The 24,712-nt window shown below is 34.5% G+C and carries 23 protein-coding genes; 9 read left to right on the plus strand and 14 right to left on the minus strand.

What is annotated here, in order from left to right:
* Nucleotides 1-2: 2 nt before the first annotated feature.
* Nucleotides 3-905 carry a 1-aminocyclopropane-1-carboxylate deaminase/D-cysteine desulfhydrase gene (locus tag HM981_RS15370; protein ID WP_394351716.1) on the minus strand — a complete coding sequence of 301 codons (903 nt, stop codon included), beginning with the start codon at nucleotides 903-905 and terminating at the stop codon, nucleotides 3-5.
* A gap of 59 nt (nucleotides 906-964) precedes the next feature.
* Nucleotides 965-1,294 (minus strand): hypothetical protein, encoded by a 330-nt coding sequence (locus tag HM981_RS15375; RefSeq protein ID WP_179339698.1) that lies wholly within the window; start codon nucleotides 1,292-1,294, stop codon nucleotides 965-967.
* A 212-nt stretch (nucleotides 1,295-1,506) separates the two neighbouring features.
* Between HM981_RS15375 and HM981_RS15380 the strand changes: the two genes are divergently transcribed.
* The 8 genes from HM981_RS15380 to HM981_RS15415 all read left to right on the plus strand — a co-directional run bounded on the left by HM981_RS15380 (nucleotide 1,507) and on the right by HM981_RS15415 (nucleotide 10,429).
* Nucleotides 1,507-1,668 carry a DUF5522 domain-containing protein gene (locus HM981_RS15380; protein WP_179339699.1) on the plus strand — a complete coding sequence of 54 codons (162 nt, stop codon included), beginning with the start codon at nucleotides 1,507-1,509 and terminating at the stop codon, nucleotides 1,666-1,668.
* The gene (locus HM981_RS15385) at nucleotides 1,668-3,668 is read left to right on the plus strand and encodes a urocanate hydratase (protein ID WP_179339700.1); all 2,001 of its coding nucleotides are present in this window, start codon (nucleotides 1,668-1,670) and stop codon (nucleotides 3,666-3,668) included. Before HM981_RS15380 ends, HM981_RS15385 begins: the two co-directional genes overlap by 1 nt.
* 17 nt (nucleotides 3,669-3,685) lie before the next feature.
* Nucleotides 3,686-4,237: a DUF4136 domain-containing protein gene (locus HM981_RS15390; RefSeq protein ID WP_179339701.1), complete on the plus strand. Its 552-nt coding sequence runs from the start codon at nucleotides 3,686-3,688 to the stop codon at nucleotides 4,235-4,237.
* Nucleotides 4,238-4,358: 121 nt separating this feature from the next.
* Nucleotides 4,359-6,260 (plus strand): SulP family inorganic anion transporter, encoded by a 1,902-nt coding sequence (locus tag HM981_RS15395; protein WP_179339702.1) that lies wholly within the window; start codon nucleotides 4,359-4,361, stop codon nucleotides 6,258-6,260.
* A gap of 121 nt (nucleotides 6,261-6,381) precedes the next feature.
* Nucleotides 6,382-6,573, plus strand: a complete 192-nt coding sequence (locus HM981_RS15400) for a cold-shock protein (protein WP_179339703.1) — start codon at nucleotides 6,382-6,384, stop codon at nucleotides 6,571-6,573.
* A gap of 186 nt (nucleotides 6,574-6,759) precedes the next feature.
* Nucleotides 6,760-7,143: a hypothetical protein gene (locus HM981_RS15405; RefSeq protein WP_178985800.1), complete on the plus strand. Its 384-nt coding sequence runs from the start codon at nucleotides 6,760-6,762 to the stop codon at nucleotides 7,141-7,143.
* Between the two features lie 11 nt (nucleotides 7,144-7,154).
* Nucleotides 7,155-9,734, plus strand: a complete 2,580-nt coding sequence (locus HM981_RS15410; RefSeq protein ID WP_179339704.1) for a DUF4132 domain-containing protein — start codon at nucleotides 7,155-7,157, stop codon at nucleotides 9,732-9,734.
* Nucleotides 9,734-10,429, plus strand: coding sequence for a HesA/MoeB/ThiF family protein (locus tag HM981_RS15415; RefSeq protein WP_179339705.1), 696 nt, complete (start codon nucleotides 9,734-9,736; stop codon nucleotides 10,427-10,429). Before HM981_RS15410 ends, HM981_RS15415 begins: the two co-directional genes overlap by 1 nt.
* 1 nt (nucleotide 10,430) lies before the next feature.
* Here the strand turns inward: HM981_RS15415 and HM981_RS15420 are convergent, their stop codons facing one another.
* The 3 genes from HM981_RS15420 to HM981_RS15430 all read right to left on the minus strand — a co-directional run bounded on the left by HM981_RS15420 (nucleotide 10,431) and on the right by HM981_RS15430 (nucleotide 15,194).
* Complete coding sequence (locus HM981_RS15420; RefSeq protein ID WP_179339706.1) at nucleotides 10,431-12,518, minus strand: alpha-ketoacid dehydrogenase subunit alpha/beta; 2,088 nt, start codon at nucleotides 12,516-12,518, stop codon at nucleotides 10,431-10,433.
* A gap of 252 nt (nucleotides 12,519-12,770) precedes the next feature.
* The gene (locus tag HM981_RS15425; RefSeq protein ID WP_179339707.1) at nucleotides 12,771-13,838 is read right to left on the minus strand and encodes a branched-chain amino acid aminotransferase; all 1,068 of its coding nucleotides are present in this window, start codon (nucleotides 13,836-13,838) and stop codon (nucleotides 12,771-12,773) included.
* A gap of 87 nt (nucleotides 13,839-13,925) precedes the next feature.
* A complete protein-coding gene (locus tag HM981_RS15430; RefSeq protein WP_246286328.1) occupies nucleotides 13,926-15,194 on the minus strand; it encodes a dihydrolipoamide acetyltransferase family protein in 1,269 nt (422 codons plus the stop codon).
* A 201-nt stretch (nucleotides 15,195-15,395) separates the two neighbouring features.
* Between HM981_RS15430 and HM981_RS15435 the strand changes: the two genes are divergently transcribed.
* Nucleotides 15,396-15,872 (plus strand): Lrp/AsnC family transcriptional regulator, encoded by a 477-nt coding sequence (locus HM981_RS15435; RefSeq protein WP_173586553.1) that lies wholly within the window; start codon nucleotides 15,396-15,398, stop codon nucleotides 15,870-15,872.
* Nucleotides 15,873-15,948: 76 nt separating this feature from the next.
* Here HM981_RS15435 and HM981_RS15440 read toward each other — a convergent pair whose 3' ends face one another.
* From HM981_RS15440 to HM981_RS15480, 9 genes are all read right to left on the minus strand, one after another.
* Nucleotides 15,949-16,548, minus strand: a complete 600-nt coding sequence (locus HM981_RS15440; RefSeq protein WP_179339708.1) for an acyltransferase — start codon at nucleotides 16,546-16,548, stop codon at nucleotides 15,949-15,951.
* Between the two features lie 84 nt (nucleotides 16,549-16,632).
* Nucleotides 16,633-17,385, minus strand: coding sequence for an enoyl-CoA hydratase/isomerase family protein (locus HM981_RS15445; RefSeq protein WP_179339709.1), 753 nt, complete (start codon nucleotides 17,383-17,385; stop codon nucleotides 16,633-16,635).
* A gap of 44 nt (nucleotides 17,386-17,429) precedes the next feature.
* Complete coding sequence (locus tag HM981_RS15450; RefSeq protein ID WP_178985807.1) at nucleotides 17,430-17,741, minus strand: GIY-YIG nuclease family protein; 312 nt, start codon at nucleotides 17,739-17,741, stop codon at nucleotides 17,430-17,432.
* A gap of 88 nt (nucleotides 17,742-17,829) precedes the next feature.
* A complete protein-coding gene (paaZ, locus tag HM981_RS15455) occupies nucleotides 17,830-20,331 on the minus strand; it encodes a phenylacetic acid degradation bifunctional protein PaaZ (RefSeq protein ID WP_179339710.1) in 2,502 nt (833 codons plus the stop codon).
* Nucleotides 20,332-20,359: 28 nt separating this feature from the next.
* Nucleotides 20,360-20,680, minus strand: a complete 321-nt coding sequence (locus HM981_RS15460; protein ID WP_179339711.1) for a GIY-YIG nuclease family protein — start codon at nucleotides 20,678-20,680, stop codon at nucleotides 20,360-20,362.
* Between the two features lie 35 nt (nucleotides 20,681-20,715).
* Nucleotides 20,716-21,924 carry a 3-oxoadipyl-CoA thiolase gene (pcaF, locus tag HM981_RS15465; RefSeq protein WP_179339712.1) on the minus strand — a complete coding sequence of 403 codons (1,209 nt, stop codon included), beginning with the start codon at nucleotides 21,922-21,924 and terminating at the stop codon, nucleotides 20,716-20,718.
* Between the two features lie 131 nt (nucleotides 21,925-22,055).
* Entirely contained in the window at nucleotides 22,056-22,916 is an 861-nt protein-coding gene (ypfJ, locus tag HM981_RS15470) for a KPN_02809 family neutral zinc metallopeptidase (protein ID WP_179339713.1), read from the minus strand.
* Between the two features lie 20 nt (nucleotides 22,917-22,936).
* Nucleotides 22,937-23,341: a hotdog fold thioesterase gene (locus HM981_RS15475; RefSeq protein ID WP_179339714.1), complete on the minus strand. Its 405-nt coding sequence runs from the start codon at nucleotides 23,339-23,341 to the stop codon at nucleotides 22,937-22,939.
* Between the two features lie 145 nt (nucleotides 23,342-23,486).
* The gene (locus tag HM981_RS15480) at nucleotides 23,487-24,674 is read right to left on the minus strand and encodes a 3-hydroxyacyl-CoA dehydrogenase NAD-binding domain-containing protein (RefSeq protein ID WP_173586545.1); all 1,188 of its coding nucleotides are present in this window, start codon (nucleotides 24,672-24,674) and stop codon (nucleotides 23,487-23,489) included.
* Nucleotides 24,675-24,712: the final 38 nt, after the last annotated feature.

A 24,712-nucleotide genomic window follows, 5' to 3' on the forward strand; every position in this document is an offset into this window, starting at 1 on the left:
TTTTAAATTTCAATTAAAGGTAAATTCTTGCGCTTCAACACACTATTAACACCTGCAATCCCCTGTAAGCCACCTGTATGAATGGCTAAAATTTTTGAATCCTTCGCAAAAAAACCTTGTTCAATTAAATGAAATAATCCAAACATCATTTTACCTGTATATATTGGGTCTAACGGAATATTATAATCATTCTTAAACGTATTGACAAACGTTATCAATTCAGGTTTTATTTTACCATAACCACCAAAATGATAGTCTGTTATTAACTCCCAATTTTCTTGATTTGCAAATTTACGAATATCTTGTTGTAAAAAATCACCTTTTAATGCAGGAAAACCTAATACCTTCTGATGTGTTTTTACTGAATTTATAATTCCTGAAATGGTTCCACCAGTTCCAACGCTGCAACAGATATAATCAAATTGCTCATCTTGCTCAGCTAAAATCTCTTCACAACCTTTAACTGCCAATTCATTTGTTCCTCCTTCTGGAATTAAATAAAAATTCCCGAATTGGTTTCTTAGACTAGTTATATAATCGGTATTGTTTTTATTTCTATAAGCTTCTCTAGTTACAAATTTAAATTCCATACCACAGGATTTTGCAAATTCTAAAGTTGGATTTAAATCCTTCTTTTCCCTAAGTTCATCTCCTCTTATCACACCTATAGTTTTAAAACCATAAGTCTTTCCTGCGTAGGCCACAGCTGCAATATGATTTGAAAACGCACCACCAAATGTTAACAAGGATTTTAATTTTAATGATTGCGCTTCCTGAATATTATATTTAAGTTTTCTGTATTTATTCCCAGAAATAAAGGGATGGATTAAATCTTCACGCTTAATTGAAAGTGTAATTGAATTATCCGAAAGAACTAAATTCTGGTTGTGAGTGCTACTGTTTATCAAATTCTATCGTTTTACAAAAACAAAGTTAGTTGATGCGATATAAAAAATAGCAAAAATTATTTTCTAAAAAATTTGAAGGCACTAAATACTGGCCTCATTTTCAAATAATCTAGGTTGGTTTCATTTTTATAAGCCTCACGTTCAAAAGAAATATTTCTATATGCCAAATGCCAATTTCTATATTGTATTAATCGTAATAAAAATTCAAAAACATAAATAATGAAAAATGGAATAATTAGTAATTCTAATTGTTGCCTTAAGTGAATTTTTTCATGATTAATGAGTACTATATTTTCTTTTAAAGCTTTTGCAGTTAAGAACATAAACGGAAATATAGTTATCCCTAAATAACCTTTTGGTACTATATATTTTGAAATTACTATCATGTTTTATTCGTTTCAAAAATCAAACCAAATTACGTTATCTTTGTTATACCAAATGAATTTTAAAATTATTGAAGGTAAATTTGGAATATATTTTCTTTAAATTAAATTGAAAATATAAGCATAGCATTGGTTACGGTTCTATTTTAAATTGAAATATAAAGGAAATAGAAACGAATTTAACCTATCATTTTGAAGTTTATTTGGTATTAACTATGAAAAAACACGTCCCAATTGAAGACGGAGACTACTATCTCACACCAGAAGGTTATCGTTGTTTTACCGAACAATATCATTTAAAACGTGGCTATTGTTGCCAAAGCGGTTGCAGACATTGTCCTTACGGCTTCAATAAAAATACATTAAAAAAAAAGTAATGCATACTACAGATCTCTCATTCAAAGAACACATATTAGAAGGCATTCCAAATATATTACCAGAACCAAAGCCTTATGATGTTTCAATCAATCATGCACCAAAACGCAAAGCTATTCTGTCTACAGAAGAAGAAAAACTAGCGCTTAGAAACGCCTTACGCTATTTTGATAAAAAAGATCATAAAACCTTGTTACCTGAGTTTAAAAACGAGCTTGATACTTACGGCCGAATCTACATGCACCGTTTAAGACCAGATTATAAAATGTACGCCAGGCCAATTTCTGAATATCCAGCAAAATCAAATCAAGCTGCTGCCATTATGTTAATGATTCAGAATAATTTAGATTATGCTGTGGCACAGCATCCTCACGAATTAATAACTTATGGTGGTAATGGTGGAGTATTTTCAAATTGGGCTCAATACCGATTAACCATGAAGTATTTAGCCGAAATGAATGACGAACAAACCTTAGTCATGTATTCGGGCCACCCAATGGGATTATTCCCTTCTCACCAAGAAGCTCCAAGAGTTGTTGTGACTAATGGTATGATGATTCCCAATTACTCCAAACCCGATGATTGGGAAAAATTTAATGCCTTAGGCGTTACTCAATATGGCCAAATGACTGCAGGAAGCTACATGTACATTGGACCTCAAGGTATTGTTCATGGCACCACGATCACTGTTCTTAATGGTTTTAGAAAAATCAAAAAAGAACCTAAAGGGAATTTATTTGTTACTTCTGGATTAGGTGGCATGTCTGGAGCACAACCAAAAGCAGGAAACATTGCAGGTTGTATTACCGTTTGTGCTGAAGTAAATCCTAAAATCACGCAAGTAAGATTAGATCAAGGTTGGATAGATGAAAAAATATCAGATTTAAACGAATTAGTCAATCGTGTTAGTAAAGCTAAAACTGAAAAAGAAACTATTTCCATCGCCTATCTCGGAAACATAGTAGACGTTTGGGAAAAATTTGACGAAGCTAATATTCATATCGATTTAGGAAGTGATCAAACATCACTCCATAACCCTTGGGCTGGAGGTTATTATCCTGTAGATATTTCATTTGAAGATGCTAATATTATGATGGCTAATGAACCTGAAATGTTTAAAGAAAAAGTTCAAGAAACTTTACGTCGTCACGCCAAGGCCATAAACAAGCACACCGCAAAAGGCACCTATTTCTTCGATTATGGAAATGCTTTTTTATTAGAAGCCGCTCGTGCAGGTGCAGATATTATGGCAGACAATGGTATTGATTTTAGATATTCAAGTTATGTTCAAGATATCATGGGTCCAATGTGTTTTGATTATGGATTTGGACCTTTCCGCTGGGTTTGTGCTTCTGGTAAACCTGAAGATTTAGCAAAAACAGATGCTATTGCTTGTGAAATTTTAGAAGAGATTAAGAAAAATTCTCCAAATGAAATTCAGCAACAAATGGCCGATAATATCCAATGGATAAAAGGAGCACAAGACAATAAACTTGTAGTAGGCTCCCAAGCTAGAATATTATATGCAGATGCCGAAGGACGAATGAAAATTGCCGAAGCATTTAACCAAGCCATAAAAAATGGTGACATAGAAACTATTATTCTAGGAAGAGATCATCATGATGTATCAGGAACAGATTCACCATACAGAGAAACAAGTAATATATATGATGGTTCTCGATTTACAGCAGATATGGCCATTCAAAATGTTATTGGAGACAGCTTTAGAGGAGCCACTTGGGTGAGTATCCATAACGGAGGTGGCGTTGGCTGGGGAGAAGTGATTAATGGTGGATTTGGTATGGTTCTTGATGGTAGTAAGGAAGCATCAAAACGTTTAAAACAAATGCTATTTTGGGATGTTAACAATGGCATCTCAAGACGAAGCTGGGCTAGAAATGAAGGTGCCGTTTTTGCAATAAAGCGAGCTATGGAATCTGAACCAAACTTAAAAATAACCTTACCTAATTTCGTTGATGATAATTTATTAGATAACGTATAATTAAAAAAAAAGCCATTATGAAAAAGCTATTGAAATTTACTCCAATGTTTCTACTATTAATAGGATTAGCATCTTGCAGCTCAGTAAGAGTTGCTGCTGATTATGATAGAGAAGCAAATTTTGACAATTACAAAACCTTCGCCTTTTTTAAACCTGGTATTGACAAAGCAGAAATCAATGATATTGATAAACGTAGAATTCTGAGAGCTATTGAAGCAGAACTTATGGCTAAAGGCTATACAAAATCCGAAAATCCTGATATGTTAGTGAGTATATTCACTAAATCCAACCAACGTGTTGATGTTTACAACAATGCTTGGGGCAACGGAGCTTGGGGTTGGGGTGGTTATGGTGGCTGGGGTTGGAGATCTGGTTGGAATAACAACCAAATTTCTACAACTACAGAAGGCATGCTATTTATAGATCTAATTGATACAAAAAAGAAGGAATTAATATGGCAAGGTTCAGGGACTGGAAACCTTAATGCTAATAATGCAGATAAAAAAGAAGCTCGTATTAAAGAATTTGTTTCAGAAATGTTGATGCTATTTCCACCAGACAAAAAATAAAACAAAATTTATAAAACAAAAAAGCACCAGTTAATACTGGTGCTTTTTTGTTTTATAGGCAGGCAGTATTACTCCTTAAATCTAAATAATCTATCTTTGCCGACTTTTAAAAGTATAAACTATGAAATTCGGGCAAAACACGATAAAAAGCTTCACCAAAAACCCTAAGAATGACATCCTTGCAGGTATAACTGTATCCTTAGCTATGATTCCAGAGGTTGTCGCCTTTGCCTTTGTTGCACAAATTAGTCCTATTGTAGCGCTTTTTGGAGCATTTATAATCGGGATTATTTCTGCACTTTTTGGAGGACGACCAGGTTTAATATCTGGTGCTGCAGGCGCCGTTGCTGTAATCTTTGTTCACATGATTCAAGAAGGCCATGCTAAAGGTTTGTTGTTTGATACTCCTGTAGAAAACATGGGCTATTTTTACTTATTAGCGGCTGTTGTATTAATGGGAATTATTCAAATATTAGCAGGTATTTTAAAGCTTGGTAAATTTGTGCGTTTAATTCCACACCCTGTAATGATGGGATTTGTAAACGGTTTAGCTATTGTGATTTTCATGGCACAACTTGGTATGTTTAAGGAAAACAACAAGGATGTCTTTGGACAAAACATGCGTAATACAGAATCTAAAGAATTAGTTTACAATGTCAGCGACAATACGGTCAGGGATTTAATTTCTGATACCGAATTATTTTCAATAAAAGGAGAATCTATAACCAATATCAATACAGGAGAAGAAGTTTTTATTATGTCGAACAATCAAGTTTTCGATGTAAATACCCAAAAAGTGGTTTTCAATTTTCAAGACAATGGCTTCTACTCTGTGAAAGATAGTGGTGTTGTAAAATCCATAATGGAAGGTCAAAAACTTTATGTAATGATAGGCTTGGTTTTACTAACGATGCTTATTATTTGGGGTTTACCTAAATTAACTAAAAAAATGCCTGCTGCATTAACAGCCATTTTAATAGTGACTTTAATTTCTATATTTGGTGGTCTACAATCTATTAATGTGGGAGACTTTATTAGAGATGGTGGAGGCGCTGGTTTAAATGGATTTGATGAATTATCTAGTAAACTCAACCTAGCCGAGCTTTGGAGCCATTTACCCTTTAATTTAGACACATTGAAATTTATTGCGCCTTATGCATTTTTAGCTGCTTCAGTAGGCCTAATAGAAACATTAATGACTATGAATCTTGTAGACGAATTAACAGATTCACGAGGAGATGGAAACAGAGAATGTATCGCTCAAGGTTCTGGAAACATGATTAGTGGAATTTTTGGAGGAACTGGTGGTTGTGGAATGATTGGTCAAACCGTAATTAATATTAATGCTGGTGGTCGCGGTCGCTTATCTGGAGTCATGATGGCAATTACATTGCTTACTTTTATCTTATTTGCAGATAAATATATTGAGCAAGTACCAATTGCGGCTTTAGTTGGTGTAATGTTCATGATGGTTATAGAAACTTTTGCTTGGTCTAGTTTACGAATCATGAAAAAAATCCCAATGTCTGATGCTGTGGTCCTTGTTATTGTATCAGTTGTAACAGTTATTTTCGATTTAGCGATTGCTGTATTTGTTGGTGTTATTATTTCAGCATTATCATTTGCTTGGGAAAACGCTAAGAAAATTAGAGCACGTAAACGCATTCAAACCGATGGCACAAAAACATATGAAATTTGGGGTCCATTATTCTTCGGAAGTATTACTGCTTTTAATGAGAAATTTGATATTAAAAATGATCCAGATCATGTAGAAATTGATTTTGTTGAAGCGCGTGTTTCAGATCATTCTGCTATAGAAGCGATTTTTATTCTTGTTGAAAAATATCAAGCTGAAGGAAAAACAATTAGACTTAAACATTTAAGTGAAGATTGTAAGATATTACTCTACAAAGCAAATCCTAAATTTAAAGATGTAATTGTTGAAGCTATTGACGACCCTCGATACCATTTAGCAGCTAACCCTGAAAAATTCACAAGACCTTTATCGGAGTACAACGTTTAAAACCCAAAGCTTATAAATATTAATAAAAGAGACAGTTACAGACAAAAAAAATAACTGCGTTAAATTAATTGAAATTCAATTAATTACCTTATATTTGTGGCTTAATTTAATATATTTTAATATGAGTACTGGTACAGTAAAATTTTTTAATGACTCTAAAGGTTTTGGATTCATAACAGAAGAAGGAAACGGTAAAGAGCATTTTGTACATATTTCTGGTTTAGTCGATGAGATTAGAGAAGGTGATAATGTAGAATTCGATTTAGCAGAAGGAAAAAAAGGATTAAACGCAGTGAACGTAAAAGTTATATAATTATATACCTTTCAATCTTTTTAAGAAAAAAACAGAGCCTGTCTTTTAGATAGGCTTTTTTATGCTTAATACTGAAATTCAAACTCTTCAATTAATTATAAAAATCTATCTATTAAAATTTAATCTAAAAAAGATAGACCTCTATTATAAATTTAATAACTTACTTCTCAAATAAATTTCCTTTTTATGAATACAATAACAATTCAAGATGAAAGTGCTGCAGGTGATATTTTAAATGAGATAACACTTAAATTTAATGAAGAATATATTACAGTTTCTGAACTTATAAAAGCTAGAATAGAATTGGAGATTACACGGTATGAGAACAATGTAGAATCCTATAAAAATGGCTTAGTTACACCAAGTAAACTAGAATCCAAATTAAATAATAAAAAGACCCAATCCATAGATACTGAAAAACAACTATATATTGCTTTAGATGCTTTTAATACTAATGCCTTTATTTTAATAGTAGATGACCAACAAGTAGAAAATGTAAATCAAAAAGTACTTGTCGATAAATCTACAACCGTATCATTCATTAAATTAACACCTTTAGTTGGTGGATAAATCTAACAGACATGTTTAATATCTTCAAGAAAAAAATAACGCCATCAGAATTTAATTATGTTGATGACATTATTACTAAAATAAATTCTACAGTAAATTATGTGTACAGCTCTAATGATCTTTCTGGAAATTCCGAATATGAGAATTTAAAAAAAGAATCTAAGACCTACCAAAAACAATATATTCTAGATAGTGTCAATTACATTGAAGAAATCCTCAATAAAGAATTTGAAAATCAACAAAAATCAGTAAAAAAGAGAGACAATGATATCTATAGGTATCGCTTGACTGCATTTGCAATATTAAATGGATTAATGCGCAGAAATCTTGATTATACCGAGAAAGAATGGATAAGTTTATTTGAATTAGTCAATGAAAAAATTATAGCTTTAAATAGAAACGCCTATGGTTTTTCTCTAAGTGATTTTCCAACAAACTACGCTATTCAACAAATTGAGCGCACTATTAAAAAAGAAGGACTATCGGATGAATTATCTAACTTTATTAAAAGCATGTTGGAATGGAATAGTTTTACCGATACCACCACTAGTTATTGGGGAAGTGATCTTAAGAAATCAGTTTCAAAATTGAGTAAAATAGTACAAGTCGACGGAGAATTTGTCCCGTTTATATTAAAAACAAATGATATTGGAAACGAAGTAAACGCGATTGTTAATCATAGTGGTGAAAATGTAAATGAACTTCATCAATTATTATTCTTAACCTATGATGCTACAAGCTCTAAACCTTCTAAAAAATTTCAAGCACAAACAGAAAAGTTAATAAATGCTATTGGAAAAAATAAGTATCGAAAAATTGCTCAAGAGATTCTTTCCATTGCTGTAAGTCATCCTATTTCAGAAAAAACAGAGACTTATACATATTCAAATGAAGTAAGAGAGTATAAGCAATATTTATGTGATCCGAGCAAACAATTCATTAAAGGCATTATCTGGACAATGTCCCCTTTTTCTGATAAAGAAACATTACATATATTAAGTAAACTCCTTGAAAAATCGTATACCAAAATGCCAGGAGTTGGTCCAGCAGCAGCAGCTATAGGTAACGCATGCATTTACGTAATGGGTAACATGAGAGGAAAAGATGGATTAGGTGCTTTATCTCGAATAAAATTAAAACTAAAACAAAATAACGTTAAAAAGAGCATAGACAAATATCTTGTGGAAGGTGCAAAAAAATACAACGTTTCGGTTGAAGAACTTAAGGAAATGGCTGTTCCCGATTTTCAATTAGAAGGTGGAATTAAATCTGTTTTGTTTGAAGACTATAGTCTCAATATTTCTATCACAGAAAGCAAGGTCAACCAACAATGGATAAAACCAGATGGTAAGAGTATGAAATCTGTACCATCAACTGTTAAAAACTCTACAAAGCTAAGCAATCAACTTAAAGAATTACGTAAGGAAATCAAAGAAATCCAAAAGGTATATTCAGCTCAAAAACAAAGAATTGATAATCAATTTATTCTCAATAGAAGTTGGGATTTTCCTTCTTTTAAAAAGTATTATTTAAATCATGGTTTAGTCAATCCTATTGCAACAAAACTTATTTGGACAATTAAAAATGAAACCCAATCTACTTCTGTTTTATGGATAGATAATACATGGCAAAATGCTCATGGTGAAATTATTGATTGGATTGATGATACGTGTACAGTGCAACTATGGCACCCTGTATTTGCTACTGAAAAAGAAATTGTAGCTTGGCGAGACAGAATTATAGACTTAGAATTAAAACAACCTATTAAGCAAGCTTTTCGTGAGCTTTATATTTTAACAGACGCAGAAATTAATACGCAAACCTATTCTAACAGAATGGCGGCTCATATTTTAAAACAACACCAATTTAATGCCCTTGCGGGACTTCGTGGTTGGAAATATTCATTAATGGGAGCTTATGATGATGGGCGTGATGACGAATTGTGTTCAAAATATTTACCTGAACACCAAATAACTGCGGAATATTGGATTGATGAACTCAATGACCACGATGCTTATAACGATGCTGGAATTTGGCTATATGTTGCCACAGATCAAGTAAAGTTTAAAAATGCTGATGGCCATGTCATGAATCTAATTGATGTTCCAAAAATTGTTTTTTCGGAAATTATGCGCGATGTCGATTTGTTTGTTGGAGTATGTAGTGTCGGAAATGACCCAGAATGGCAAGATAATAATGGAGATAGACAAACGCATAGAGATTATTGGACATCCTATTCATTTGGGGATTTAACAGAAATTGCAAAAACCCGAAAATCTATTCTTGAAAGATTACTACCAAGGCTAAGTAAAATTAAAGACAAAGCTACTATTGATGGCAAGTTTTTAACTGTTCAAGGAACTATAAGAACCTACAAAATACATATTGGTAGTGGGAATATCTTGATGGAGCCTAACGATCAATATTTATGTATTGTACCTTCTAGATCACCTAACAAATCAACCGACAAATTATTTATTCCTTTTGAAGGTGATAAAGGTTTATCTATTGTTTTAAGCAAGGCTTTTCTTCTAGCTGAAGACAATAAAATTACAGACACAACGATTTTAAGTCAAATTAAAAGAAGCTAATGACCTTATTTTTTGAAGTACATGAAAAATGTATAGGAAAAGAAAAAATGCATCAGCTAAAAAATTCTAGAATTGCTATTGTAGGACTTGGTGGATTAGGTTGTTCTGTTGCTATGGGATTAACCCGATTAGGAATCCAAAATTTAGTACTAGCTGATAATGACCATATAGAACGGTCTAATGTTGCGCGACAAATTCTATTTACGAAGTCTCATATTGGAGCATCAAAAGTCCAAACAGCTAAAGATGCTTTATTAGAGATATTTGATGATCTCAACATCACATGCATTCAAGATTATATAACAACTCAAAACGGAATTAACATTTTAAAGAGTGCTGATATTATTGTTGATTGCACAGACAATTATATAGCACGTTACGCTATTAGTAAAACTTGTGAATCTATTAATAAACCGATGATTTTTGGTGGAGTCCAAGGATTCGAAGGTCAAGTCGGTGTTTTTAACTATAAAAACAGTAGACCCTTTCACCATATATTCCAAAATATTAATTCATTATTAAAAGTTGAAAACTGTGAAGCCTCTGGTGTTCTCCCATTTGTAGTTCAAACCGTTGCGAATCATCAAGTAATAGAATGCTATAAAATTATTTGTAATGAAAATAATGTCTTAAACAATCAACTGTTGTGCATCAATACACTTTCAAATAAAAGTAGAATTTTAAAGTTGGAATAAATCAATAATTCAACAAGTCTTTAATTTTAGCTTTCACTTTAACTGTTGAAGGAATCATAGTTTGCTCTAAAGTTGAATTTAATGGTATTGCTGGCATATTCTCGCTACCAATAGTCATTACTGGTGCATCTAAATATTTAAAGCATTCTTCTTGAATTTTACCAGATAAGGCTCTTGCGAAACTATTATTTGAAGGTTCTTCGGTTACCACTAAACACTTTCCTGTTTTCTTAACCGATTTCATAATGGTGTCTTCGTCTAAAGGAAATAACGTACGTAAATCAATGACTTCAATTTGGTCTTGCATCTCTAATTCTTCCGATGCATTCATTGCCCAATGCACTCCCATTCCGTACGTCACAACAGTTAATGTTTCTACATTTTCTTGTTTCCAGATTTCTTGTAAAACCCATGCTTTACCAAAAGGCAATACATAATCTTCACTTGGCTCAACAGATGTTGCACCTTGCGTTCCTGGCACTTTAGACCAATACAACCCTTTGTGTTCTAAAATTACAACTGGATTAGGATCGTAATAAGCCGCTTTCATCAACCCTTTTAAATCGGCTCCATTACTTGGATACGCTATTTTAATACCACGAATATTTGTAATTACAGATTCAACTGAAGACGAATGATAAGGTCCTCCACTGCCATAAGCACCAATTGGCACTCTAAGAATCATAGACACTGGCCATTTACCGTTAGATAAATAACAACTTCTACTAACTTCTGTGAATAATTGATTTAAGCCAGGCCAAATATAATCGGCAAACTGAACCTCAACAATTGGTTTTAATCCAACTGCACTCATTCCAACTGTAGAACCGACAATAAAGGCTTCTTGTATTGGTGTATTAAACACTCGGTCGTCTCCAAATTTTTGTGCTAATGTTGCTGCTTCTCTAAAAACACCACCAAGTCTTCCACCAACATCTTGACCGTAAAGCAAACATTCTTTATGCTTTTTCATTAATTCTTCTACAGCGAAAAGTGCACAATCTACCATCACTACTTTTTCAGCACCTTCTGGTGAACGTATTCCTTCTTCTTCCGTAATTGGTGTAGGTACAAAGTCGTTAGTAAATAAATCCTCAGGTTTTGGATCTTCGGCTTTTAAAGCTCTTTCAAAATCGGATTGTACTTTCGTTTTCGCTGAATTTTCAATGTCTAAAACGTCTTGTTCTGAAAATCCAGCATCTAGCAATTGTTGTTTTATAACTGGATAAGGATCGCGAGAACGTGCTTCATCTAAATCGTCTCGATACCATTCCATTCTTACACCTGAAGTATGGTGATTTAACAACGGAACTTTTGCGTGTACTAAAAATGGTCTGCGTTCTGTACGAATAGTTTCTATTACTTTTTCTAAGGCTTCGTAGCTTTCTGTAAAGTTGGCGCCATCTATTGATATCGCGTCTAAACCTTTAAATCCTGCTGCATATTCAAAAGCATTTTGCGCTCTCGTTTCTGCTGCATTGGCACTAATATCCCAACCATTATCTTGTACTAAATATAAGATTGGCATTTGCTTTAAAGCTGCCATTTGAAACGCTTCTGCTATTTCTCCTTCGGTTACTGAGGCGTCTCCTAAACTACAAACGGTTATTGGTTTTAGAGCGTTCTCGACTGCGCTCGAACTGACAGGGTCAGATTCTAAACTATAATCGTCTAAACCTTGTAATTCTTTATACTGCATTCCCATGGCAACTCCTGTTGCTGGAATGGTTTGCATTCCCGTTGCAGAAGATTGGTGTGGAATTTTTGGCTTATCGTCGTCCTTTAAACTTGGATGTGAATAATAGGTTCTTCCTCCAGAAAACGGATCGTCTTTTTTTGCTAATAATTGCAACATTAAATCGTAAGGCTCTAAACCAAACGATAATAACATAGCATCGTCTCTATAGTACGGAAATGCATAATCTTGCGGTAATAATTGTAAACCTAATGCAATTTGAATGGCTTCGTGTCCACGAGATGTTGCGTGTACGTATTTTGAAACTTGTTTAAAATTAGCTTCGTATAATTCTGCCATTGCTTTTGCTGTGCAGAGTTTTGAAAATCCTTTTTTTAGTGTTTCTTTTTTCATAATTGTCATTCCTGCGTAGACAGGAATCTATTTTAAATTCTCTAATATATTGGATTCCTGCCTTCGCAGGAATGACAAACCTTAAATTTAACTATTACTCAGATTTTCACTGAGATTCTTCACTTTGCTCTGAATGACAAATCGGTAATCTCTGCGTTAGCGATTGAACGGTTTGTTTGAGCTCCTTTCTGCTTTTTCTGCAAAAAGAGCGAGTAGTGAAAGCGCGACCCTTGTGGTAACGCCCAAATTACTCTAAGCTAATTGGTTTTCAATTTTAATCATCCAATTAAATTTGTCTTCAATTTTACCTATTTTGATAGCGTTTAGAGTATTGTTAACTTCTAAACCTACTGGACTTTTATCTGATACATGAATTATTGTTTCGCCCATTGCAATTTCTTGAATGTAAGCAATACCAACGGCTGTTCCTGTTCCGAAGGCTTCTTCTAGTGTACCATCAATTGAAGCATCTCGGATTTCTTGAATGGTTATAGCGCGTTCTGTAACCTCGTAACCTTTGTCTCTTAAAATATCTATAACGCTCATTCTAGTAATGCCATCTAGAATGGAACCATCGCGTTTTGGTGTGATGAATTTTCCGTTGACTTTAAAGAAAATATTCATGGTGCCTACTTCTTGGATATAGTTGTGTTCTACAGCGTCTAACCACAATACTTGGTCGTACCCTTTGGCTTTTGCTAATTCTGTTGGACGAATGGCTGCTGCGTAATTTCCAGCAGCTTTAGCTTCTCCTGTTCCGCCTGAGGCTGCACGTATATATTTATTTTCTGCCCACAATTTTATACGTTTAGTGAAAAATGGACCAGCTGGTGATGCCATGATTATAAACTTGTAATGTGTTGCTGCTCGCATACCAATAAAGGCTTCGTCTGCATACATGAAAGGTCTTAAATAGAGTGCGCTTCCGTCCATTGGTGGAATCCAATTTTGTTCTATTGCAACTAGTTGTTTTAAGCCTTCTACAAATAAATCTTCTGGAAAATGAGGCATTCCCATTCGGTCTGCACTAAAATTTAACCGTTCTGCATTTTTTGATGGCCTGAAAAGCATTGGGTTTCCATTGGCATCTACAGTGGCTTTCATACCTTCGAAAATGGCTTGTCCGTAATGTAAAGCCATGGCTGCTGGATGCGTAGGAATCATTCCCATTGGTTCTATTCGCGGATTTTCCCATACGCCATTGTTATAATCACAAATAAACATGTGGTCTGTGAATGTGGTGCCTAATGGTATGTTGTTGAAGTCTATGTTTGAGACTTTAGATTCGGTTACTTTTTGTATAGATATGTTGTGGCTCATAATTTGCTGTCATTCCTGCGTAGGCAGGAACCTATTTAATTTATTATTTCATAGTGGATTCCTGCCTTCGCAGGAATGACAAATGATTTATATTTCTCTATTAGTATCAAATTGTTCGAAATAATCTGCTACTCTTCTTACAAAACTTCCTCCTAAGAATCCGTCTACTACGCGATGATCGAAAGAGAGCGATAAGTACATCATGCTACGAATAGCTATTTCATCTCCTTTCTCAGTAGTGATAACTTCTGGTCGTTTTTTGATTATTCCTAATGCTAAAATGGCAACTTCTGGTTGATTAATAATTGGTGTTCCCATAACGCTCCCAAAAGTTCCTACGTTAGAAATTGTGAAGGTGCTGCCTTTTATATCGTCTCCTGCTAGTTTGTTTTCTCTAGCTTTTCCTGCTAATTCGTTTACGTTACTAGCAATCTCTTTTAAATTTTTAGTATCTGCATTTTTTACTACAGGTACTATTAAGTTTCCACTTGGTAATGCTGTTGCCATACCAATATTAATATCTTCTTTTACAATAATGTTATTACCATCGACAGAAGCATTAATATTCGGGAAATCTTTTACTGCTTTCGCTACAGCTTCTACAAATAATGGTGTGAAGGTTAAACGCTCTCCATGCTTTTCTTGAAAGGTAACTTTGTTTGCGTTTCTCCAGTTTACCATATTCGTCATGTCTGCTTCTACATAAGCAGTAACATGAGGCGATGTATGTTTTGAATACACCATGTGATCTGCAATCATTTGGCGCATTCTGTCCATTTCGATCACTTTTCCTTTGCCTTTATCGAAGTTTAATTGTGGAATTCTATAGGCTGTTGGATCTTTTTCGGCTACTGGTTGTGCGAATTTATATGGTCGTCCTTCATCTATATATTGAAACACATCGCTTTTACGAAGTCTGCCTTCATTTCCTGTTGCAGGAATTCGTGCTAATTCTTCAAAACTGATGTGATGTTCTTTTGCTATTTTGATGATTAATGGCGAAAAGAAGGTGTTTGCGTTTGAAGCTGAAAATGAAGTTGAAGCTTGTTCAACTTGTTTTAGTCTTTTTGGTACTTTTTCCTTCTTTTGAGACGTCTCGACTGCGCTCGACGAGACATTATCTTTTTTAGAAGACCTAGCATGTTCTGAAACTTCAAGAATAGCCATAACTTCTCCAACCGGAACAACATCTTTAGCTTGAAACATGGTTTTAATTAAAGTTCCTGCTGCTGGTGCTGGCACTTCGTTATCTACTTTATCTGTTGCTACTTCTAGTATAATATCTCCTTCTTCGAAAGAGTCTCCTTCAGAAATTAACCAATTGATAATGGTGCCTTCGGTTATACTTTCGCCCATTTTAGGCATCTTTAATTCGAAATTCTTCAAGTTATCGTAGTTTAGAAATATAAGAATTAAAGATAATGCATATTGAATTATACAATTGTTAAAATCTTTTAATTTACCATTAAAAAGGATATTATTCTTAAAATAAACACCATTACAGATTATTAGACTTTTAATCATTAAATTTACCGCTTTAAAGCAACTAATTTTCTCATGCCACATACACTCGATAAAATAGACACACAACTGTTAGCTATACTACAAAAGAATAGCAATCGAACAACAAAAAGTATAGCAGAAGAACTAGGTATGAGCACTTCACCAATATTTGAACGTATAAAAAAATTGGAAAAGGAAGGGTATATTGAAAAATATGTCGCTGTTTTAAACAATAAGAAAATAGGTTTAAAGTTGACCGTTTTTATAGGAATCACTTTGCAAGGTCATACGCGAAGTTATTTAGAAAAATTTGTAAAGGAAATCAACAACTTTCCGGAAGTTGTAGAATGCCATCGCGTCAGTGGAAATTTTGACTATTTATTAAAACTAGTTGTAGAGGATATTGAAGCTTATGAAACGTTTATCATTTCAAAATTAACGCTTCTTCCATATTTAGGGAATGTACAAAGTTTGATTGCTTTGTCTACGAGTAAAGAAACTAATGAAATTGATTTGAGTCGGATTTTGTAAGTAACAAATAGATTAAAAACTTCTCGATACAATTCCGATAAAAAATCGGAATCACTCGAAGTGACGTTACCTTACTTTACTTTTTAAAAGTCTCTCGAAGTGTTTTATAAACATCTTCTTGCATTTTCATGTTTTCTGGCACTTCTCGAAGTGGTTCAACTTCTTTTAAACTTTCGTGACAATCCGCAGGTAATTGTTGGTATAATTGTGTGCCTTTTGTTTTCCAAGCAATCATTTCGTCTGTAATTCCTCTTATTATTTTTGCAGGATTCCCAACCACTAAACTTCGGTATGGAATTTTAGTTTCAGCTTTTACAAAAGACATGGCTCCGATAATACATTCATCACCAATCTCAGCATCGTCCATGATAACCGTATTCATTCCTATTAAACAATTCTTACCCAAATTAGCCCCATGGATAATAGCACCATGACCAACATGTGCGCTTTCTTTTAAGGTGATTGATTTCCCAGGAAACATGTGAACCGTACAATTCTCTTGCACGTTAACACCATCTTCTAAAATAATTTGTCCCCAATCTCCACGAATAGCTGCTCCTGGACCAATATAACAGTTTTTGCCAATGATGACGTTTCCTGTTACTGCTGCTAATGGATGTACGAAACTTGATTTATGTACTACTGGTGTGTAACCTTTGAATGAATAAATTGCCATCTTTTTTGTCGAGTTTATCATTCAGAGCGAAGCGAAGAATCACATCAAGAGATTACCACGTTTTTCGTCCTCGCAATGAAATTTTTATTTAAATCCTTTTAATTTTTCTTTAGTGAACTCACTCAAAACTAGTTTTCCACTTGTTGCTGCACGTTCTGCAAGAAGCACATCCCAATCATTAGTTCCTTGCCAGAATACTTTTTTCATTTCTAACATGGCTTCTGTATTGTAAGTACATAAATGTTCTGCTGTTGTTTTTACGGCTTCGTCTAATGCTTCTGTGGTATCGAAAATATGCGTATATAATCCTTTCTGCTTTGCAAACTCTGGTGTGTAAAATGTGTTGGCATCTATTGCAATTTGAGACATGGCGCTTAAGCCCATTTTACGCTCTATTGCTGGTCCAACTACAAAAGGTCCGATTCCTATATTTAACTCACTTAGTTTAATGGAAGCGAACTTTGTTGCCATACAATAATCGGTTGCTGCTGCTAAACCAACGCCTCCACCAACAGTTTTCCCTTGAATACGTCCGATAATAAATTTTGGACATTTACGCATCGCATTAATTACGTTTGCAAATCCAGCAAAAAACACTTTTCCTGTTGCAGCATCGTTGATATTTATTAACTCCTCGAAGCTTGCTCCTGCACAAAAGGTTCTATCTCCTCCACTTTTAAGGACGATTACCTTTATAGCATCATTTTCGCCTGCTTCAGTAATTGTGTTTGCTAATTTTGCTAATACATCTCCCGGAAGAGAATTGTGAGCAGGATGAAAGAATTCTATGTAGCCTACTTCATTTTTGATTTCTAGTTTTACGTATGGTGTGTTCATTTTCTTAGTATGTCAATGCGCACTTGTTGCGCATTCGTATTATTTTAGTTCTTAATATATTTGGAAAGATCCCAGCCTAAACTCAAATCAATCCACTCAGGATTCATTTCCGTTATTTGATTCTTCTTCCATTCTTTTTTCCATTTCTTAATGGTCTTTTCTCTTCGAATTGCAATTCTGATATCAGAATGCTCTTCAAAATAAACTAATTTTTTAATATTATAATGTCCAACATGAGTTCCAAAAGTTGCTGCCTTATGTTCACTCATTCTTCGTTCCATATTATTTGTTACACCAACATAAAAGATGTGATTTCTTTCATGTGTTAGAATGTATGTATAATACTTTTTAGACATTACGTTTCAATTTAAGCGAATGCATTAAAGTTTTCCGTTAACATTAATGCGACTGCGCAACACGTGCGCAGTGACTTTCTATTAATAATTATAGTAATCCAAATTGTTCAAAATGATGATTTAAATGTTTTCTTTCTAACAAATACGATTCGTATTTATTCAATTCTCCGAATACTAAATTCTTTAATTTAGCCTCAGGATTTTCTTTAAAATACGCTAAATACTTTTCTCTTTGTGCTTTAAACTTTTCAATAGCTGTAGCTAAATCGGAATGCTTTAATGTATCTAAAGTGTCTTTTTCTAACTGAGGAAATTGAGAGTTCTTTGGGAATTTATCATAATTCCATAAACTATTATGTACTTTCTCTAGAATTTTTTCTGGTGTTGCTATTTCAAAATCTTGAATTTCTCCAGAAGCAATTTTATAAGTGTATTCTAAATGCTCAATCATATGCTGAGGTGTCATAATTCCCCATTTAGGTTTTGCATCTTCTTTTAATGCATAAAGACATTCGTTGATTTTATCCTCAGTCATTTCCGTTAAAACTTCTTGCTTTTTCTGAACCATAGTTAAGACTGTTGCGAATGCTACTTTCTCATCGGTATTAGCATCAAAAATTTCTGCATACCATTTTACAATTCCGCTTGGATGTTCCGCTGAAGCGACATCTCTATCTACTTTTTGCTTACATGTAAGTCTTACATAAATCGTATCGTTGTGATATAATGGACGTAAAAATCTACATTCTTCTAATCCGTAATTTGCTGAAACTGGTCCTTTATTTGGATATACAAATAATCCTGCTGCAGCTGAAATAATAAAATAACCATGTGCAGTTCTTTGTTCAAAAATACTTCCGTCTAAAGATGTAATATCTGTATGCGCATAGAAATGATCCCAAGTTAGATTTGAAAAATTTATGATGTCTGTATCTGTAAATGTTCTGTTATGGGTTTTCATAGACATTCCTGGTTGGATGTCTTCCCAATGGTATTTAAATGGATGCTGTTCTGCTTCCTTATATTTCGCGTTTTGCTGGTAAATACCCGTAATCTCAGTAATAGTGGTTGGCGAACCTTGAATGGCAGTACGTTGCAAATAATGTTTTATACCACGCATGCCTCCCATTTCTTCTCCTCCTCCAGCACGTCCTGGACCACCATGAACTAAATATGGTAATGGTGAACCATGACCAGTACTTTCTTTAGCCATATCACGATTAACCACCATTATACGACCATGATGAGATGCTGCATTTATCACATACTCTTTTGCTATCTTATCGTCATTTGTGGCAATTGAAGACACCAAAGATCCTTTACCCATTTGTGCCAAAGTAATGGCTTCATCTAAATTTTTATAAGGCATTATGGTACTTACTGGACCAAATGCTTCACGTTCGTGAATTATTGTATTTTCAAAAGGATGATCAGAACGTAATAAAATCGGGCTAATAAAAGCGCCTTTTTTAGCATCTGCTCCAATGGTATTTATTTCATCTAAACTTCCATAAACGATTTGTGCTTCTTTAGATAAATCATTTACTGAGTCTCTAACTGCTTGCACTTGTTGATTACTTACTAAAGATCCCATTCTAACTTCTTTAAGTCTTGGATCTCCAATAGTTACTTTATCTAATGCTTTTGACAAGGCAGATTGCACATCTTCCACTAAATTTTGCGGAACAATAATTCTACGTATTGCAGTACATTTTTGTCCTGCTTTAACCGTCATTTCTTTTCGGACTTCTTTAATAAACAAGTCGAATTCTGGTGTTCCTGGAACGGCATCTTCTCCTAAGATTGATGCGTTTAAAGAATCGGCTTCCATTGTAAATGGCACAGATTCTTGTATTAATTGTGGATGTGCTTTTAATAAGCGACCTACTTTTGCAGAACCCGTAAATGTTAGAACATCTTGAGACTCTACAGTGTCTAGAATATTTTTAACCGTTCCGTTTATGATTTGTAATGCGCCTTCTGGTAAAATACCTGAGGCTATTATTTCTCTTGCTACAGCCTCTGCTAAATAAGAAGATGAAGGTGCTGGTAAAACTACTGCTGGCACTCCAGCCATCCAGTTTACTGCGCACTTTTCTAACATTCCCCAAACAGGGAAATTGAATGCATTAATATGCACTGCAACTCCTTTTTTGGGCACCATAATATGATGTGCCATAAAACGTCCGCCACGAGATAAATCGACAGCATCGCCTTCTACATGATATGGCTGATTTGGAAACAATTTACGTAACGAAGCATTAGCAAACAGGTTACCAAAACCACCTTCGATGTCAATCCAACTATCTACTTTGGTTGCTCCTGTTCTGTAACTTAATTCGTAAAACGCATTTTTTCTTTTGGTAAGATATAATGCTAGTTTTTTTAGCATGTTTCCACGTTCTTGGAATGTCATTTTTCGAAGAACCTCTCCTCCTTTTGTTCTTCCGTAGTTAAGAATTTCAGGAACATCTAATCCTTCGATAGCAATGCTTGTAAAGGCTTCGCCAGTTATAGCGTCTAAGATTGGTATTCCTTCTTCTTTACCTGTTGTCCATTGTCCTTGAACGTAATGTTGGATTTTATTCATATCAAATGCCTGCGAAGGCAGGTATCTTTTATTTGTTAATTCTAAACTCTCTATTATCTAAATTCCAATTAGCACTTATATCTGACCAACTTGGATTCATTTCCTCAATCAATTTGATTTTCCAATCTCTTTTCCATTTCTTGAATTGCCGTTCTCTAACTGATGCATTTTCTCCGTTTTCAAACTCTTCAAAATAAACAAGACTTTCACAATTATATTTTGCTGTGAAAGATTTTGGATAAATCTTATTCTTATGTTCTCTTACTCTTTCTTCAATGTTATCTGTTACACCAATATAAATTACTCCGTTTGGTTTACTTGCCATTATGTAGACGTACCAATGTTTCATTCTTTTTTATTATGAGATTCCTGCCTGCGCAGGAATTAGACTCTTTCAATAATTGCTGCATACCCTTGACCAACTCCTATACACATTGTCACCAAAGCGTAACGTTTGTTGGTTTCATTTAATTCAAGTGCTGCAGAATACGCAACTCTTGCTCCTGTAACGCCAAGCGGATGACCGATAGCAATAGCGCCTCCATTTGGGTTTATTCTTGGATCGTTATCGGCTAATCCCCAAGCACGAATGCAAGCCAAAGCTTGTGCAGCAAAGGCTTCGTTAAGCTCGATGATATCCATATCGTCCATGGTCAATCCTACTTTTGCTAATGCTTTATTGGAAGCTTGCACAGGACCAATTCCCATTAGTCGCGGCTCGACACCAACCACTGCAGAACTTACAATTCTTGCTAATGGCTTTAGATTGTATTTTATTACTGCATCTTCACTCGCAATAATGGTTGCTGCTGCACCATCATTTAATCCTGAAGAATTTCCTGCGGTTACGCTTCCTCCTTCTTTTTTAAATGCTGCTCTTAGTTTTCCTAAAACTTCTAAGGAAGAGCTTGGTTTTATAAACTCATCTTTTGAAAATTGAATGGGATCTTTTTTACGTTGTGGAATTTCTACAGTAACTATTTCTTTTGCTAGTCGACCATTTCCTTGTGCTTTGGTTGCTTTTTGCTGACTCCAAAGTGCGAATTTATCTTGGTCTTCGCGAGAGATATTATATTTTTCTACTAAGTTTTCTGCCGTCATTCCCATGCCGTCTGTGCCGTATAATTTTTGCATTTTAGGGTTGATAAAACGCCATCCGAAAGTGGAATCGTACATTTTAGAATCACCTCCAAATGCAGTTGATGGTTTTGCCATTACGTATGGTCCTCGCGTCATGTTCTCGACGCCTCCTGAAATAAAAACGTCTCCATCTCCTGCTTTTATAGCTCTGTTTGCGTGAATGATTGCGGATAATCCTGAGCTACATAAACGGTTTACGGTTTCACCAGGAACTGTGAATGGTAATCCTGCTAAAAGTGATGACATACGCGCTACATTACGATTGTCTTCTCCTGCTTGATTGGCGCATCCCATGATAACATCGTCGTAAGCTTCCTTAGGAATGTTTGGATTACGTTTTACGATTTCTGAAATTACTAATGCTCCTAAATCGTCTGTACGAACAGCAGATAAAGTTCCTTTGTAGTTTCCTATTGGTGTTCTAATGCCGTCTATTATGTATGCTTCTTTCATTTTTGAAATTGATATTGAAATTGATTCTTCTATTTCAAATTAATATTTTTTACTCTTATTGTGGATTCCTGCCTACGCAGGAATGACAAATTGTTATAAACAATAGATTGTCTTGTTTTAGGAGGAATTGGTTAATCTAAAAGTGCAGAAAATGTATCTCCATTTCTAATATCTCCTGTGTTGTAGCCTTTCATAAACCACTCCATACGTTGTTGAGACGTACCATGTGTAAAACTATCTGAATTTACACTTCCAGTACTTCTTTTTTGTATGGCATCGTCACCAACAGCATTGGCAGCGCTCATAGCCTCCTCAATATCTCCTGCTTGTAAATATTTTTTATTATGATGTGCCCAAACTCCTGCGTAAAAATCGGCTTGTAATTCTTGTGCTACCGATAATTTATTAGCTCCTGTTTGGTTGGTTTGGCTTTGTAATTGTCTTACTTTATTAGATGTTCCAAGAATGGTTTGGATATGATGCCCTACTTCATGCGCTGTAACGTAAGCTATTGCAAAATCGCCACCTTTAGCTCCGAAACGTGTTTTTAGTTCGTCAAAAAAAGCTAAATCCATATATAATTTTTGATCGCCAGGACAGTAAAAAGGTCCAGAAGCTGAAGTTGCACTACCGCAAGCTGTAGAAACCGCATCTGTGAATAATACCATTTTTGGTTCTTTATAATCCCCTAGATTGTAGTCTCTAAATATTTGGTTCCACACATCTTCGGTGTCGGCCAAAACAGTTGCCATAAAATCGCCCATTTCAAGCTCTTCACTGGTTAAATCTCTTTGTTCTACTTGCTGAGTGGTTTGACTATTAGCTACCTGCTCTATAATTGGAGCTATTTGCTGACCAGTTTCACCTCCAAAAAGTTGCAATAAAATTACAACTACAGCAATAACTCCACCACCAGCTGCAACTTTACCTTTAGTTCCCATGCCGCGTTGGTCTTCAAGATTCCCGCTTTGTCGTCTACCTTTCCATTTCATAATTTTATATTTTTACTATTTTATTCCCAATCCTTTTGAGTTCTATAAACGACACCTTTAAAAAGTGCTACTAATTCTTCTCCTCGTTTTACTTCAATAATATTAAATCCTAATCTGTTTTTTACATTTTCAATAACAGATTCTGCGGTAATATAATCGCCTTCTTCTAATGCTTCAATATGATTAATACTGGTTTCTATAGAAACTGCATATTTACCATGCGTGTTTGCTGCAAATCCGAAAGCTGTATCTGCTAAAGAATAACTAATTCCTCCATGCGCTTTATTCATGCTGTTTAGCATTTCCTTTCTAATGGTCATCGCTACTTTGCATCGTCCGATTTCACATTCTAGAATTTCTATTCCTAGCCACGTGCTGTAGGCGTCTTGGGATAGCATTTTATGTGGGATTTGTTCTGGTTTCATGTTCACCTCCCACGAAAATGGGAATCTTATTTAATTATTATCTTTTATTGTGGATTCCGCATCAAGTGCGGAATGACAAATCGTTGTAATTATATTATTCATACAAAATTGCAGAAAAAGCAATTTCACTCGAACTGACGTTATATTAAAAAAACGTTTTATTTTCTTTATTCATGTTACGTAATAATGGACTACAACGGTATCTATCTTCGTGATATTCGTTATATAATTCGTCCATTTTTTGCACACACCAATCGATTCCTTTTTCGTCTGCCCAGGCTAATAATCCTTTTGGATAATTAACTCCTTTTGTCATGGCAATATCTATATCTTCTGCCGATGCGATGTTTAAAAATAAGGCATCTGCGGCTTCGTTGATTAGCATAACTAAAACACGATTAAAAATTTGATTTTTCAAAGACTCTTCGTCTTCATAAGTTTCAAAAGTCTTTGTGTTTGCGTGATTTGCCTCAATTATTTTGCCGCTTTTATCATAATCATAAAAACCTTTTCCAGATTTACGTCCTAAGTAACCTGCTTCAGCAAAACGTTTTTGAGTAAATGAAGGCTTATATCTTGGGTCGAAATAGAAGGCGGTAAATACGGTTTCGGTTACGGTGTAATTAACATCGTTTCCTATGAAATCCATTAATTCAAATGGTCCCATTCTGAAATCACCTAAAGATTTTAGACTATGATCAATGGTTGCAAAGTCTGCTAACCCTTCTTCGTATATTCTTAAGGCTTCACCATAAAATGGTCTTGCGACTCTGTTGACTATAAACCCTGGCGTGTCTTTGGCAACTGCTACTATTTTTTTCCAATCGGAAATTGTTTGAATCGCTTTTTCAAGTACTGCTTTAGATGTTTGAATGGCTGGAATGACCTCAACCAACTTCATTAAAGGTGCTGGATTGAAAAAGTGAATACCTACACAACGCTCTGGTTTATTAAGTGATGCTGCAATTGATGCTATTGATAAACTTGACGTATTTGATGCAATAATACAATCGTCAGACACATAAGTTTCTAATTCTGAAAATACTTTTTTCTTGATATCTAGGTTTTCAATAATCGCTTCGATAGTTAGATTAGAATCTGCTAAATCTATTAATGTATCTACATAAGAAATATTAGATTCTATTCTCTTTTTTTCAGCAGTATCTATTCTTCCTTTTTCAATTAAACGATTCAATATTTTTTCTAATGAAGCTTTTGCTTTATCTAAAGCTCCTTGATTGGTGTCGTACAATTTTACTTGACAACCAGAAGTTGCTGCTACTTGTGCGATGCCGCTTCCCATGGTTCCTGAACCTATAATTCCTATGTTCATGTTTTTACTTTTATTGTGGATTCCTGCCTACGCAGGAA

Source organism: Winogradskyella ludwigii, from assembly GCF_013403985.1.
Classification (GTDB): Bacteria; Bacteroidota; Bacteroidia; order Flavobacteriales; family Flavobacteriaceae; genus Winogradskyella; species Winogradskyella ludwigii.